General features: G+C 37.4%; 16 protein-coding genes. 6 read left to right on the top strand and 10 right to left on the bottom strand.

The features are described 5' to 3' along the window. Positions 1–108 precede the first annotated feature (108 nt). From COJ96_RS08545 to pabB, 4 genes are read right to left on the bottom strand one after another with little or no spacing between them, the layout of a single operon-like run. Positions 109–879: a nucleotidyltransferase domain-containing protein gene (locus COJ96_RS08545; RefSeq protein ID WP_098572517.1), complete on the bottom strand. Its 771-nt coding sequence runs from the start codon at positions 877–879 to the stop codon at positions 109–111. A gap of 2 nt (positions 880–881) precedes the next feature. Then, a complete protein-coding gene (pabC, locus tag COJ96_RS08540) occupies positions 882–1748 on the bottom strand; it encodes an aminodeoxychorismate lyase (RefSeq protein ID WP_098572516.1) in 867 nt (288 codons plus the stop codon). Positions 1749–1750: 2 nt separating this feature from the next. Then, positions 1751–2344, bottom strand: coding sequence for an aminodeoxychorismate/anthranilate synthase component II (gene pabA / locus COJ96_RS08535; protein ID WP_098572515.1), 594 nt, complete (start codon positions 2342–2344; stop codon positions 1751–1753). After that, the gene (gene pabB / locus COJ96_RS08530) at positions 2341–3741 is read right to left on the bottom strand and encodes an aminodeoxychorismate synthase, component I (protein WP_098572514.1); all 1401 of its coding nucleotides are present in this window, start codon (positions 3739–3741) and stop codon (positions 2341–2343) included. Before pabB ends, pabA begins: the two co-directional genes overlap by 4 nt. Positions 3742–3915: 174 nt before the next feature. On the opposite strand from pabB, the gene COJ96_RS08525 reads away from it, so the two are divergent. The 4 genes from COJ96_RS08525 to COJ96_RS08510 all read left to right on the top strand — a co-directional run bounded on the left by COJ96_RS08525 (position 3916) and on the right by COJ96_RS08510 (position 7430). Beyond that, entirely contained in the window at positions 3916–4611 is a 696-nt protein-coding gene (locus tag COJ96_RS08525; RefSeq protein WP_098572513.1) for a response regulator transcription factor, read from the top strand. Continuing rightward, positions 4608–5966 (top strand): sensor histidine kinase, encoded by a 1359-nt coding sequence (locus COJ96_RS08520; RefSeq protein ID WP_098572512.1) that lies wholly within the window; start codon positions 4608–4610, stop codon positions 5964–5966. Before COJ96_RS08525 ends, COJ96_RS08520 begins: the two co-directional genes overlap by 4 nt. Before the next feature lie 67 nt (positions 5967–6033). Continuing rightward, positions 6034–6822 carry a PepSY domain-containing protein gene (locus COJ96_RS08515; protein WP_098572511.1) on the top strand — a complete coding sequence of 263 codons (789 nt, stop codon included), beginning with the start codon at positions 6034–6036 and terminating at the stop codon, positions 6820–6822. Between the two features lie 125 nt (positions 6823–6947). Continuing rightward, positions 6948–7430: a PepSY domain-containing protein gene (locus COJ96_RS08510; RefSeq protein WP_098572510.1), complete on the top strand. Its 483-nt coding sequence runs from the start codon at positions 6948–6950 to the stop codon at positions 7428–7430. 187 nt (positions 7431–7617) lie between these two features. Here COJ96_RS08510 and COJ96_RS08505 read toward each other — a convergent pair whose 3' ends face one another. The 3 genes from COJ96_RS08505 to COJ96_RS08495 all read right to left on the bottom strand — a co-directional run bounded on the left by COJ96_RS08505 (position 7618) and on the right by COJ96_RS08495 (position 9710). After that, positions 7618–7812, bottom strand: a complete 195-nt coding sequence (locus COJ96_RS08505) for an IDEAL domain-containing protein (protein WP_098572509.1) — start codon at positions 7810–7812, stop codon at positions 7618–7620. A gap of 154 nt (positions 7813–7966) precedes the next feature. Further along, on the bottom strand, positions 7967–8809 hold the full coding sequence (locus tag COJ96_RS08500; protein WP_098572508.1) for an ABC transporter permease subunit: 843 nt from the start codon (positions 8807–8809) through the stop codon (positions 7967–7969). Continuing rightward, positions 8802–9710 carry an ABC transporter ATP-binding protein gene (locus tag COJ96_RS08495; RefSeq protein WP_180230025.1) on the bottom strand — a complete coding sequence of 303 codons (909 nt, stop codon included), beginning with the start codon at positions 9708–9710 and terminating at the stop codon, positions 8802–8804. The genes COJ96_RS08500 and COJ96_RS08495 overlap by 8 nt, the downstream gene beginning before the upstream one ends. 270 nt (positions 9711–9980) lie before the next feature. On the opposite strand from COJ96_RS08495, the gene COJ96_RS08490 reads away from it, so the two are divergent. Then, positions 9981–10829 carry an alpha/beta fold hydrolase gene (locus tag COJ96_RS08490; protein WP_098572506.1) on the top strand — a complete coding sequence of 283 codons (849 nt, stop codon included), beginning with the start codon at positions 9981–9983 and terminating at the stop codon, positions 10827–10829. Between the two features lie 81 nt (positions 10830–10910). Here the strand turns inward: COJ96_RS08490 and COJ96_RS08485 are convergent, their stop codons facing one another. After that, positions 10911–11510 (bottom strand): response regulator transcription factor, encoded by a 600-nt coding sequence (locus tag COJ96_RS08485; RefSeq protein WP_098572505.1) that lies wholly within the window; start codon positions 11508–11510, stop codon positions 10911–10913. After that, positions 11503–12645, bottom strand: coding sequence for a sensor histidine kinase (locus COJ96_RS08480; protein ID WP_098572504.1), 1143 nt, complete (start codon positions 12643–12645; stop codon positions 11503–11505). The genes COJ96_RS08485 and COJ96_RS08480 overlap by 8 nt, the downstream gene beginning before the upstream one ends. Before the next feature lie 261 nt (positions 12646–12906). On the opposite strand from COJ96_RS08480, the gene COJ96_RS08475 reads away from it, so the two are divergent. Beyond that, entirely contained in the window at positions 12907–13689 is a 783-nt protein-coding gene (locus COJ96_RS08475; protein WP_251456383.1) for an alpha/beta fold hydrolase, read from the top strand. Between the two features lie 68 nt (positions 13690–13757). Here COJ96_RS08475 and COJ96_RS08470 read toward each other — a convergent pair whose 3' ends face one another. Continuing rightward, positions 13758–14828 carry an alpha/beta fold hydrolase gene (locus COJ96_RS08470; RefSeq protein WP_098572503.1) on the bottom strand — a complete coding sequence of 357 codons (1071 nt, stop codon included), beginning with the start codon at positions 14826–14828 and terminating at the stop codon, positions 13758–13760. Positions 14829–14835 lie beyond the last annotated feature (7 nt).

Here is a 14835-nt window from a genome sequence, read left to right as displayed (position 1 = left end):
TTTATCCCTCTAACAATTATCAACAGCTAATATTTATTTAAAACAATGAGCCACTTTTGATATAAAGTGGCTCACAAAGTAATTTATATTTTTTTGAGGCTGAGATGATTATGCCCAAACCTCTTCAAGAATATCTCGGAATAGATCATCCAAAATCGGGGTCATATCCTCTTTAGATACTTTAAGGGTCTTGGTATATTCCTCAATCCGATTGATTTCTTTTTCTAAAAAGTCATTTATGGCATTAACCTTCGGCTCAAGGTTGAGTTCATCGCCGCTGATTTTCCTTTCAAGCAAGGTAGAGATTTCCTGCTTTAACGGCCCCTCTTCAATAAGCTCTTCTACCAAGATTTGAAATTCAATTGGCGGGACCGTATTGTATCTTTCAATCCATATACATGCTAAAACGGGTCTAATGACATAAAAGTACTTTTTAATTTTCACATGGTCTCCACGGAGATAATCGCGAAAATTGCCTTTTGCCATATTTAAGTAATGATAGAGAGCGGATTGCGGTAAAAACACTTGATTCTGGATTGCCTTCAATTTATCTACTAAAGAAAAGGCTTGATAATAAACAATTCCCGAATGGAGCCACTCCATCAGCGGCGGATTGGATTTCCTAAACAGTTTGAGCGCCTTTCGTATTTCCCAGCCATTTATATCAAGGAGGTCATTAATTGGAAGTTCGATCACCTCTCGCTTTTGATCAATGCTCAAATACCAGTCCTTTTTATGGACATAAATGAATCGAACATCGTAATCACTATCCTTAGAAGGAAATCCCCATGCCCGGCTCCCAGATTCAACGGCCAGACAGATTTTCACTTCAAATTGCTCTTCAATTTTATTAATTTCAGCGAGTATTTTTTCTTTCAGGGTTATTCACTCCTTAATCCATGCCTTGACCACAGACTTTTACAATAATGGCGATATTCACGATGCAATAGTTGTACTATTTGGCCTCGTTTACCAGGAAATTCATGTCCTTCCAATGTAGAAATGGGGACGATCTCTTGTATTGAATTAGTAACAAACATCTCATCTGCTTCCAGGCTATGTTCCAAAGAATAAAGCCCCTCTTCTACACTCAGATAATGTTTCTTGGCTAACTCACTAACAAACTGTCGTGTAATCCCATTTAAAATCCCCGTTTGTACGGAAGGGGTGTATAAGCAATTCCCTTTTACCCAAAAGATATTAGAGACAATCCCTTCTGCTATGCACCCTTTCTCATTAAGGAAAATCCCTTCTGTATCTACAGCATGTCCGATTTCCTTTTTTGCAAGAATATTATTCATAAAATGATGGGACTTCAGACGTTCACTTCCTTCGGGACTGTTCCGTCTCAACTCCAATAAAACCGCCTTTTTTTCCGTTAAGTCCCCTGCCTGAGGTAATGGTTTAGGAAAAAAAAGAATGTTTGGGTTAGTATACGGTTCTACTTGTAAGCCAATATCCCCTATACCCGCTGAAACATTTAGCCTTAGGTAAGCATTGTTCAGATGGTTTACTTTTAATAATTCTTGCAGGATATTATTCGTTTCTTCTCGCTCAAAACGATAGTTGATGTTTAGAACTTCTAATCCTTGATTAAGTCGCTCTAAATGGTCATCCAGTAAGAAAGGATGTCCTTCATAGACCCGGAACGTTTCAAATAACCCCATTCCATATAAAAAACCATGATCAAACGGGGAAATCATCGCCTCTTCTTTTGTTAAAAATTGTCCGTTTATATATATCACCATAATTAATGACCCTTTTGCACAATGATATTTTTATAATGATGGACAAAGTTTCTCAAAAGATCCTTTCCTGAGGTAGTCAATATAGATTCTGGGTGGAACTGTACTCCTTCAATTGGTAACTCCTTATGACGGATTGCCATAATTTCTCCTTCTTTTGTCCAGGCGGAAATCTCAAAGCATTCCGGCAATGTCTCTCGTTTGACGATTAAGGAATGGTATCGAGTAGCCGGAAAAGGATTTGGCAAGCCCTGAAAAATTGTCTTTCCATCATGATACATATCGGATGTTTTCCCGTGCATCAGCCTTTCCGCACGAATCACATCTCCATTAAAAGCCTGAGCAATTGCTTGCTGGCCTAGGCACACACCGAATATTGGGATTTTCCCTGCGAATGCTTGAATCGCGTCCAAGCTGATTCCTGCTTCATTTGGACTGCATGGCCCTGGAGACACCATTAAGAATTCAGGCTGTAGTTCTGCAATCTCTTCAATCGATGTTTGATTATTTCGCTTAACCACTAATTCCTCTCCCAATTCACCTAAATATTGCACTAAATTAAAGGTAAAAGAATCGTAATTATCTATCATAAATATCATTTCTCTACCTCCTCTGCCATTTCTTTCGCTTTCCATAGTGCCGCTGCTTTTTTCATTGATTCTTTGTACTCATGCTTTGGATTAGAATCAATAACGATTCCTGCTCCTGCTTGCACATGTGCCATCCCATCTTTAACAAGCATGGTGCGGATAATTATGTTTAATTCTAAATCACCGCTAAAATCAATCCAGCCAAGAGAACCGGTGTACACGCCTCTTTGAACAGGCTCAAGTTCCTCGATTATTTCCATTGTACGGACTTTAGGTGCGCCAGTTATGGTCCCTCCAGGGAAAACAGAATCAATGATATCAAAACTTGATTTGTTATCCGCTAATTCTCCTCTTACATTGGAGACGATATGCATGACATGTGAATACTTTTCAATGACCATAAATTCATTGACCTCGACGGTCCCATACTTACATACCCTGCCAAGATCATTTCTTTCTAAGTCCACTAACATCACATGCTCCGCACGCTCTTTTTCATTTTCAATTAATTCATTCGCGAGCTGGATGTCTTCTTCGTGGTCTTTCCCCCTCGATCTAGTACCTGCAATTGGGCGGGTACTTACCACTTGTCCATCTTTTTTCACGAGTAGTTCTGGTGACCCGCTTACAAGTTGAAAGTCTGGCGTATGCAGATAGGCCATATATGGAGATGGATTTAAGGACCTTAATTGTTCATACACTTCAAGTGCTTCTACTTCAATCTGTTTTGATTGGCGGACGGCTAGATTCACCTGAAATACATCGCCTTGTCCAATATATTGCTGAATCTTAGTGACAGCCTGTTTAAACTGATCTTCGGTCATTGAAACCTCTAGATTATTATTGTTACTTTCTCTAGGCTTTTTTGTTTGAATGGAAGGGATATCTTGAATCCATTGATTTTCCCATAAGGAAATTTTTTCTTCCATCCCCTGATCATTTTCAGCTAAAAACATAAGCCACAAAATCTCTTCTTTATGATCAAAGACAAACCATTCCTTCACAATAAAAAAGTAGATTTCTGGCAATCCTAAATCGTCTGATGCTAGTTCTGGAAGTACTTCAATGTAACGAGCGTAATCATAGCTTATGTATCCAATGGCACCTCCCAGGAAACTAGGAAGCCCTTCTATTTTATCAACATGATACCGGCTCATATATTCCATCAATAAGTGTAATGGATTTCCTTCTTGTTTCTCGGTACCATTTTCATTTTGAATTTCAAGCATATGGTTTTTCCCTTTTATTATCGTCTCAGGCTGAAGGGCAGCAATGCTATAACGCCCGCCGCGGCCGCTTTCCAACAACACATGATGGGTGTTTTTCTCAGCCAATACACGATATTGACTGAAAAACCTTGAATAAGTAAAAGGAATTTTCTTACAGTATAAATGTAGTTGTTTCAACCAATTCACTCCTTAACTTTTCTCTTTTCTCATCATACTTGAAAAGGGTGTCAGGCACCACTCTTGTTGTGAAGTTGCAGGTCGTTATTTTTTCAATTAATAAAAGGAATTTATTACCCTGCTATGGAAAAGTGTAATAAATTAGTAATATTCAATTTCTTAGGGGGATCAATTATGAAAAAGGAAACCATTCTAGTGGTTGAAGATGAAGAAAAGATCGCTCGGCTTCTTGAGATCGAACTTGAGTACGAAGGATATGTGGTAACTAAGGTAATGGATGGTCTTGAAGCATTTGAAGCATACAAGAAGGGGAAATGGGATTTAGTATTACTTGATGTCATGCTGCCTGGAATTAGCGGAATTGAATTGCTCAGGCGGATTAGGGTAAATGACCAAATCACACCTGTTCTTTTACTAACTGCCAAAAGCTCGGTTGAGGATAAAGTGTCTGGACTGGATTATGGGGCAAATGATTATATAACAAAGCCCTTTCAAATTGAAGAGGTATTAGCTCGGGTCCGTGCTGCTTTAAGGGTGAAAGCTGTAGAGCAGCCTCAAGAAGACGGAAGTTTATTACTATTTGCTGACCTCAAAGTAAATCCAAAAACAAGGGAAGTTTTTCGTGGAGAAGATGAAATTGAATTAACTCCTAGAGAGTTCGATTTGTTGGTTTATTTATTAACAAATAAGCGGCAAGTATTAAATAGAGATCAAATTTTGGAAGCAGTTTGGGGATATGACTTTATCGGTGACACAAATGTAGTGGATGTTTATATTCGATATGTCAGAAAAAAATTAGAACAGCAGAATAAGCCCGCATTAATTCATACTGTCCGTGGTGTCGGATATGTTTTAAAGGAAGCTAAATGAAACTTAGTAATAAAATAAATTTTTATACTGCTGTGTTATTTGCCGCCTTATTAATCGTGATGAATCTATCTGTTTATTACACCTTTAACAAATTAATTCTCAACAGTGAATTAAACACCTCCGCAAAGGAAATGGAAAAAACGACAAATGATATTGGGAAATCACTTGGCTCTATATCTGAGGGAGAACTATTACGTTCTTACGTCCCTATCAATGGAATGATCCAATTTGTCACAGAAAATAACAAACCCTTATCAACAGTTACAAGCCCCACAGAACAGGCTTTAATTGGAAGAAAAGCCAAGTTTCACCAAGGGGAAGTTAGTACTTTTATTGTTTTTCAAAAAAAGTCTTATACCTTTGAGTCGATGCCTATTATTTTGCTTGATGGAAGTGTGGCAAATCTTCAAGTGACTAAAAGCATTCAGCCGGCAACTGATAACTTAAAAATTCTGAGGCTTGTCTTGATTTTGGTGACACTTCTAGCACTAATTCCTGTAGTTGTTTCCAGCCGGATTCTTAGTAAACTGATTACCAACCCTGTTACATCCATGATTAAGACTATGAAAGAAATTAGACAGAGCGGCCGCTTCAAGAGGCTGACGCTTGATGGAAAATCAAAGGATGAACTTTATCAAATGGGAGAAACCTTTAACCATATGATTGATTTACTTGAGACAAATTACGAAAAACAAAAACAGTTCGTTTCAAATGCGTCCCATGAATTTAAAACCCCCTTAACCATTATTGAGAGCTATGCAAGTCTTTTAAAGCGAAGAGGGTTAAAGGAACCGGAGCTTTTTGCCGAATCGATTGAAGCGATTCACTCCGAAGCAGTTCACATGAAAGACATGACTGAACAGCTGTTACTGTTGGCTAAGCATCACGAGCAGTGGAATATCCAAAAGGCTGAGCTTAATCTTAGTGTTTTTATGCTGCAAACAGTTAAAGCCTTTCAAAGTGCTTATAGTAGAGAAATACATTTTCAGCAGAAAAAATTACAGAAAACAGTTGTTACGGATGAAAAGAAACTAAAGCAGCTACTGTATATCTTGCTTGATAATGCACGGAAATATAGTGATGATGCCATTACAGTTAATATCGGCATAATGCATGATGAGGTATTTATAAGTGTGGCCGACAAGGGAATCGGCATCCAAAAAGATGAACTGCCCAAAGTCTTAGACCGTTTTTACCGTGTTGATAAAGCAAGAACTAGAAAAAAAGGCGGTTCTGGACTTGGCTTATCCTTAGCAAAGGAAATTGCTGACGCCTTTGGTATCAGGATTCACCTTGAAAGTGAAGAAGGAGTTGGAACCACGGCAACTCTTTTTATTAAAACTAATAAAAATTAATCCATTTCTCAGAATTTTCTAATCTTCATATTAGAAAATAAATGTACTTAACGTGTGAGGTGATATTATGAAGAAAAAAACTGGGATTTGGGTGATAATAGGCTTTCTTTTTTTTGCCTTTCTCATTTATTTTAGTTGGCAAAGGTTCGGTCCGACCGAGGCATCGGCTAAAATTCTATCAAAACAGGCAGCGCAAAAACTTGTCCAGGACCGCTATCAGGGAACTGTTATTCAAATTAACTTAACTGACAAGCAATACCATATAGATTTAGAGAAAAAGGATACTATTTATCAGATCGAACTAAATGCGATTTCTGGAAAAGTCCTTTCATTTGTCAAAAAAGAATCGAAGTCTCCACCTCTTAATGAACCAGAGGTTACATTTAAATCAGAAGATGAAATTAGAAAAATCATCTTAGCTAAGGTTAAAGGAACGATTAAATCCTTTGAAAAAATAGTCAATGAGGACGAAACGATTTACAAGGCTGTTGTAAAAGAAGGAAATAATCAAACTACCCTCTCAGTGGATGCACTTACAGGAAAGATTCTTTCCTCCATTACTACTCAAACCAATACCTCCTCTAGGCGGCTTACTGAGAAAGAGGCTCGCGATATTGCAAAAAAACAAGTGAATGGGATTGTTGAACATATTTGGCTGGAGACTAAAGGTGAACAAACCTATTACCTGGTTGAAATTGAGACACAAGATGACAGAGAAGCAATTGTACAAATACATTCCATTACAGGCAATGTTATGTCCATTTCATGGGACGATCGCAGTAGTGATGACGATGATGAAAAGAGTGATGATTCTAAACAACGCGGCAAGGACGATAAAAAGGAAGATGATGACTAAAGTAAAGAACAGATAGTTTACCTAATGATAATTCTCATTAATTTCTAATGTTATTCCCCCTTTTGCTCTAATCTTCACTGGATATTCTATAAGTGTAGTAAACAAACACAAAGGAGGAATTATTAATGAAAAATAAATTTATTGTTGGTGCATTATCTGGGTTATTAATCTTGGGCGGTGCCGTTGCAGCGGGGGCTTCAAAAAATGATACGCGAGCTGAGGACTCTATCCATCAGGAAGATAAAAAAATAAGTACAAATGTAAATGGAAATGACCAAGGCCAAACAACTATTAAAGTGGAATCTGATGATAGCAATAGTACAGCAGCGGCAGATCCTAATTTAATAACGGTGGAAAAGGCAACAGAGATTGCACTTAGTGAAGTAAATGGAACAGTTGATGAAATTGAACAAGAATTTGAGCATGGTAGAATGGAATATAAAGTAGAGCTATACACGAACACGGGTGAAGCAGAGGTAAGGATCGATGCTGAAACTGGAAAAGTTGTTAGTGTTGAGCACGATGATGATAACGATAGTGATGACGATAATAAAACCGATGACGGCGCTCATCAAAACAGACACAGCGGTGATGACGATAATAACTGAGAACAAAACTTGTGAGGAATTCCCGAATAAAGGAACCTATCCCATTGGATAAGTTCCTAGTTTTTTTGAATCATTTATAAAATTAGATTATTGTTAATGACATTCATTTATATGTAAACAGAAAGAATCCCATCCATATATTGGATAGGCTTCTTTTTCAGAATAATAGGATCCGTTAATCGATAACTTAAGAAATCTTTTTTAGCTCTTCTGTTAATTTTAGGAATAGTTCCTTATCCCCGTTTAGTAATGTGTGGTCGATTTCCTTGCGGATTTTCTCCCGTCTAAATTCTAGCAGGGCATTTTTTAGAAACATTTCTGCAACAACAGCATCTGTATTCTCATCCGAATGTTGTGGTGAATTAAGTAATTTCTTTTCCATGGAAATCAACTCCTTACGTTTTTTCTAATTATACAGTTAATTTTCTAAAAATTCAAACACTTTGTTCAAAAAACCAAAAAAATTTTCACAAAAAAGATTGGTGTCAGGCACCACACGAAGACACTTGTTCACCCCAGGAAGACAAATGCGGATTTTAGTGAATTTGGCTTTCAAAAAGGGTGTTTCTCTGGTTAAATTTGGTGATGATTTTAAGTAGGATTCCATTAGCAACCAGTAAACCAACTCCAATTAAGAATAAGGTTAGTGGACTTAGGAAGAAAAGCCCACTAACTTGGCTGATAATAAGGCCGACGACAGGTAACACCATAATACCGCCAAATTGTTGTGCTTCCTGAAAAGATTTTACTCTGGCGGAAACCAGCACATTCAAAACAATATTAAAAATTACTAAGGCTGGGATCACCCAAAACATTAAAAGTAACCAGGTTGAATTCATAAATAAAATTTCATCAAAAATTCGATAAGTAATTAGATTTACAATCACGGCATTTAGTAAAAAAGCGGCAAACGTTATGGCGATTGTAGGGATGAAGGATGCAATCACCTTGCCAAAAAACAATTCAGAAACTGTGATCGGAGCAAATAATAATGTTTCCAATGTATTTCTCTCCTTCTCCCCTGCAAAGCTATTCGAAGAAGTAACCATAGAATTGATAATAGCAGTCATTAAGAAAAATGGGATGATCATAAAGTTTAAGAAAAAATAAACCGATTTGTAACCAAGTGTGGGAAGCGCAGATAGGGTATTTCTTAACTCTTCATTCGGAAAGTTCTTAATGATGACATTGATTGGTTTTTCTAAATCCTTTGAGGATTCCCCAATTAATTCTGTATTTAAACCAACATACGCAAATATTGCTGGGAGTAAAATGCATAGAAATAAAGGTAGGATTATCATTGGTACCCATATCTTTTTGGAAGAAAAAGTATTCTTAATATCTTTTTGAGCGACGGCAGCTATAATGTTCTTATTCATGCTTTTCACCCCTTATTTTAAAATATAAAGACTCCAAACTTCTATTGGTTATTTCACACGAATGAATCCACGTTTCACTTAAAATACTCTTAAGTAGAGCTGGTATTTCATTTTTTGAGGGAAGATTAAACTCAATATTATGCCGATCTTTTCTAATGTAAGCAAAGCCCCTATATGTCTTAGAGTCGATTGGTAAGAGACCAGTTTCAACCAATAAAGTAACATTCGTCAAATATCGATCCTCTAATTCACTTCTAGTTCCCTTCTCAACGATTTGACCATCCTTTAAAAATAGGAAGGTGTCACAAATAGTTTCCAGTTGGTGCAGAACATGTGAACAGATGACAATCGTGACCTTTTCTTCCTTATTTACTTTTTTTAGGTAATGAATCACATCGTTTATCCCTTCAGGGTCTAACCCATTTGTAGGCTCATCCAAGAACAAAAGCGTAGGTTTATGTAGCAAGGCCTTTGCTAGGGTAATTCTTTTTTTCATCCCCGTTGAAAACGTGCCCACCAAATGGTCCTTCTTTTCAATCATTTCAAATTGCTCAAGTAGATGAGTGATACGCTTGGGGTCATAGGCATTATAGATTTTAGAAAAGAAGACCAAATTATCCCAGGCACTCATGTCATGGTACAGGGCGGCACTCTCCGTTACAATCCCCGCCCTCTTTCTAATTTCATCACCCTCTGTTTGAGGGTCATATCCCATTACCCTCATCTTACCGCTCGTAGCATTAATTACTCCATTTAACAAACGAATCATCGTTGTCTTTCCAGCCCCATTTGGTCCAAGCAGACCAATAATACTACCTTCCTTAATCGCGAAAGAAACACCCTTTAAAATATCACGCCCATTAAACGCCTTATCCACATCAAACGCTTCAATAATTGACAACCTACATTCCCCCCAAATTTGGTGTCAGGCACCGCAAAAAGACACTCTCTCAAGTTTTCCACGACGGATGGACACTTCGCCAAAAATAACCATTTTTATTAAATTTTATCAGATTCTTATGGGAGGTTTGTACTGTTATTTTGAAATTTATATAAATTGCTGATATTAATGGGTTTTTATTTTTAGGATATATATTTTTTGGGTATGTACAGATATTTAGGGAACATTATACTCATCTATTTTATTAATAAGAGTAGGTGAGAGATCTTGATGGAACAAACCGTCTTTGCAGGTTATCAACCAGTAAATAACATTAATGTTTATTACGAGTTTTATCCTAATCACACATCTGAAAAAACGTTTGTTTTATTACATGGCTTCCTTTCTTCCACCTTCACATTTCGCCATTTAATTTCTTTATTGAAAAAGGAGTACCAGGTTCTAACTATTGATCTTCCCCCCTTTGGTAAAAGCGCTAAATGTAACCGCTATGTATATTCTTACAAAAATTTAGCCGATACAGTAATCCAGCTTACAGAATCATTAGGGCTTAAAAAAATGACGTTTATTGGTCATTCTATGGGAGGACAAATTGTTTTAAATATCCTCCATATGATGCCAGAACTTGCGGACAAAGCTATTCTTCTCTGCAGTTCAGCTTATCTCAAGCGTTCAAAATTGCCTTTGATTATTACAAGTTACCTACCCTATTTCCATCTTTTTGTAAAATATTGGTTTGCACGGACGGGGGTCAAGAAGAATCTTCAGGACGCACTTTATAATCACGCCATTATTAACGACGAAATGATTAACGGTTACTTACAACCATTTTTATCAGATGAAATTTTTGTAGCTCTTACAAGAATGATTCGTGATCGCGAAGGAGACTTGCCTGCCCAAATTCTTAACCAAATAAAAACACCTTGTTTATTACTATGGGGGGATCATGATAAATCAATGCCCCTTAATATTGGTGAGAAGTTAAACAAGGATTTAACTAATTCAGAGCTCATTGTTTTAAAAGATTCTGGACACGCCCTTCCTGAAGAACGTCCTAGGGAAGTTTTTAATTATATTAAAGGTTTTATTGATAAGTACCATAACGCAGCTGAAGCCTAGTTGCTTTTTCCTAATGGATTGGATTTGGTCTACTTTGAAGAAACAAAAAATGAACGGTGCCTGACACCGTTCATTGACTACTTATTTAAACCAGCCTTTTTCTTTGGATTGAGTAATCGCCTCGATACGGTTTTTTACTTCAAGTTTATCGAGGATAATTGAAATATAGTTTCTAACCGTTCCAGTCTTGATACTTAGCTCTTCTGCGATTTCCTTTGTATTTTTACCATTTGCAACGAGCTCCAACACTTCTTTTTCTCTGTCTGTTAATGGATTTTCCTCACCATACACATCGTCCATAAGTTCTGGTGCATAAATTCTCCTTCCTGACATTACACTACGGATTGAACTTGCCAACTCTTCACTCGGACTGTCTTTTAACAAATACCCGTTCACACCTGCTTTCAACGCACGTTGGAAGTAACCGGTTCTGGCAAAAGTAGTTAATATGATTACTTTACAGCCTAGACCCTTTAGTTCTTCTGCTGCATCTAGACCACTCTTACCTGGCATTTCGATATCCATAATACAGACATCAGGATGGAATTTTTTCACCAGTAACACGGCCTCTTCACCGTTTGATGCCTTTCCAACCACTTCCATGTCTTCTTCCAAGTTAAGAAGTGAACCAAAAGCGCCTAATAGCATTTGCTGATCCTCAGCAATCACGATTTTAATCATTTTTCTCCTCCTTTTCCATCCTTGGTTTAACATCATTTGGTACTTTTATGATTAATGTCGTTCCTTCTTTGGTTCTCATTTCTAGACTCCCATTAATAAATTCCAAGCGCTCTTTCATGCCAATCAGCCCATGGCAGCCTTCCATCGTCTCTTTCTCCCCCTTATATACTCCATCATCGCGAATGGTCATTACCAATTCCTGCATTGATTGAATAATGGATATGAAGCAAGATTTCGCACCACTGTGTTTGACAACATTATTTACAGCTTCCTTCATACACATGCTGAGAATGTTCTCTGTAAACAGAGTAACTTTTGATGGAGTAAAATCTCCTTCACTGCTAAAATTAATTTCAGCCGCGTGAAGGATTTGTTCTACACGAGTAATTTCGTCTCTTAGTCGGATTCCACGCATCGATGACACCATCTTACGTACCTCACTTAATGCTGTTCGGGCTGTTTGCTGGACATCTTTTAATTCATTCCGTGCTTGCTCCGGGTCCTTTGAGATTAACTTTCGGGCCAAATCCGTTTTCAACCCAATAAGTGAGAGCTTTTGTCCAAGGGTATCATGAAGGTCCCGGGCAATCCGCTGCCTTTCCTCTATTTTAACTAACTCTGAAATCCGTTTGTTGGCATCCAGTAACTTTTCTTCCAGTTGACCTCTTTCCTTCCTGTTATGGATGCTAAACGGGAGAAGGATGACACTAATCCAGATGATAATAACAAAGGGTAATTGCTGCAGAAATAATTTTTCTTGCATGACAATACTGAAGTTAATGGATACCGACGTACTAAACAAATGAATAAAATACAACGTTAAAAAAGCAATTCTTTCTTTAATATTGCCGATAAAATATGCAAGAAAAAAAGCAAAGTAAACATAATTGAAAAGACTTGTGGCAGTAATAGAAATACCAATCAGGATCAACGTCCATAGATAGACGGGCCAGCCTTTAGACATAAACGCAATTCTGTAAAGAATAAAGAATAATAATGTGAGTAATATCCCCACTACTATTTCAATGGTTGAGGGGGATTGAAAAATAAAGTAAAACGGTAAAATGCCAAGAACCGTCCAAATATACGGAGCAATTCCATTGTTTTTTTGAAATGTCAGATACTTTTTTATCATAAGGGAACCTCATTTTCAATTAACGTCCTTAATCCTTTTATCATAACTCAAAACTACCAGGTTGTACTCCAATTCACACCATTTTAGCTAAAAACTTTCTCTCTTTCTTTTGAGACAGGTAACTCTGATATCTGTGCATTACACCCATATGTAATATTTCCCCATAATTACATATATAATAAAATAATCGTACTTTTATACCCATTTAGACCATTCAAATATTGGAAATAACAGTTGTTATTATACAACTAGGAGGAATGAATGTTGAGTGAAATATTCAAAAGTTACTCCGGAATTCCTTATTTGCGGTTTGGTGCAGGTGAGCCTTTGGTTTTTATTCACGGTCTAGGTGAAGTAAAGGAGGGGTGGGCAAACCAGTTTGAGTTTGCGAATCAGTATGACTTAATCATCCCTGATTTACGGGGGCATGGAGAGTACACTGCACCAGGGGAGATCTCCATCAAAAGCTTTGCCTATGATGTAATTAGTATATTAAAAGAGCTGGGAATTGAAAGTGCACACATATGCGGGTTATCAATGGGGGGAATGGTTGCCCAAGAAATTTATCGTCAAGCACCTGGAATGTGCCGGTCTCTGATGTTAGTAAGTACTTACCATTATGCTCCAAAGCAATTCGGAACGCTTTTTATTAATTTCAGGAAAGCCTTAGGGGAAATTAAATCACCTGAAATGGTCACAGAAAGATCTGCAAAGGTTTGTCTTTATTCATGGAGTAAAGAAAATATCGAGACCTTCTCTAAATTTTACAAGCCAAACCGTGAATTCTTTTTTAAATCAATGGAGGCTTGTTTACAAGTAAATAACATAACATTACTCCCACAGATAAAAGTGCCAACGCTAATTATAGGCGGGCAGTATGATTCAGTTATACCCGTTTGGGTTCAGTTTCTAATGCATAAACAAATTAGGCACTCAGAATTTGTCATCTTCAGGAACACCGGCCATGTTGCTAAATTAGAGGCAAAGGATGAATTCAATAAAGTTCTGAGGACATTTTTGAACAAACATAAAAGAGCAAGTTAGGAGTGAGGAAACCTCTCTCCTCTCCTAACCTGCCCTACTGAAATATATCTGTTTATTCCAATCTATATTTAAAAAAGACGATTGGAACGACTAGACGCCCATTGATCAACAATTTCTGCTAATAAACCAGATAATGCAAGACCAACATGCCCTGATTCAACGCAAACATACGTTTTGTCTTCACTTGATACTAAATCCAGAATTGGTTTACTTTGCTCTTCTAAAACTAAATTGTCTCTAGACCCTGAAACTACGAATAGATTGGCACGAATATTTTTCAAATCGGCAGCCTTTTTCCCAACCATCAACTCCCCTTTAACCAGCTTGTTACCTATAATCAATTCATTGACAAATTGTTTATAGGCTTCACCAGCAAAAGGCACTTGATCCTGTGTCCATTTATTCATCCGACGCCATTTTTCAACATAACGGGAATCGTGGGCCCTATTTAAGAGCATGGTATAATTGGTAAAATAGATTGGTGATCCAATGGCTCTAAACATCAATTCCACATATTTAGGGGGAACAACCCCATAAACATCCAGAAAATGATCGATATTAATATCTCCACTTTGGAGACCTTCCACCCATTTTTCCGGCCCTACAAACGTACTGAAATCAATAGGAACCGTGGCTACGATTAAATTTTTTATTGGTTCCTCGGCTACAGATGCGTAAATAGAGGCAATCGTGCCGCCTAAACAATATCCAACGAGTGAAATTTCCTCCGCTTCAGAATGGCGAAGCGCCCGCTTAACAGCCGTTTTTAAATATTTCTCGACATACGTATCGATACCAATCTTTTTGTCTTCATAGCCTGGTGTACCCCAATCCAATAAATACACTTCATAGCCCATCTCAGTTAAGTTTTTTATCACACTTTTCTTAGGATCAATATCTAAAATGTATGGTTTATTAAAAAGCGAATACACAAAAAATAATGGAATCTCATACTTTTTCTGTTTGGCAGGGTAATGCCATAAAACTGATTTATTCTTTCTCCATACTTCAGTCCTTGGAGTCTGAGCAACCTTGGGTTCAGGTTCAGATAAAAGTTTTACGACATTCGCCCAACGGTCCATTTCTTTTTGATAATCAAATTCTGGAATGCTCCCCTTGAACGGTGCTTCTGTTCCCAAGCTCCCC

This window comes from Bacillus sp. AFS073361, from assembly GCF_002567005.1.
Lineage (GTDB): Bacteria > Bacillota > Bacilli > Bacillales > Cytobacillaceae > Neobacillus.
This window is presented reverse-complemented; position numbering and strand designations above follow the sequence as displayed.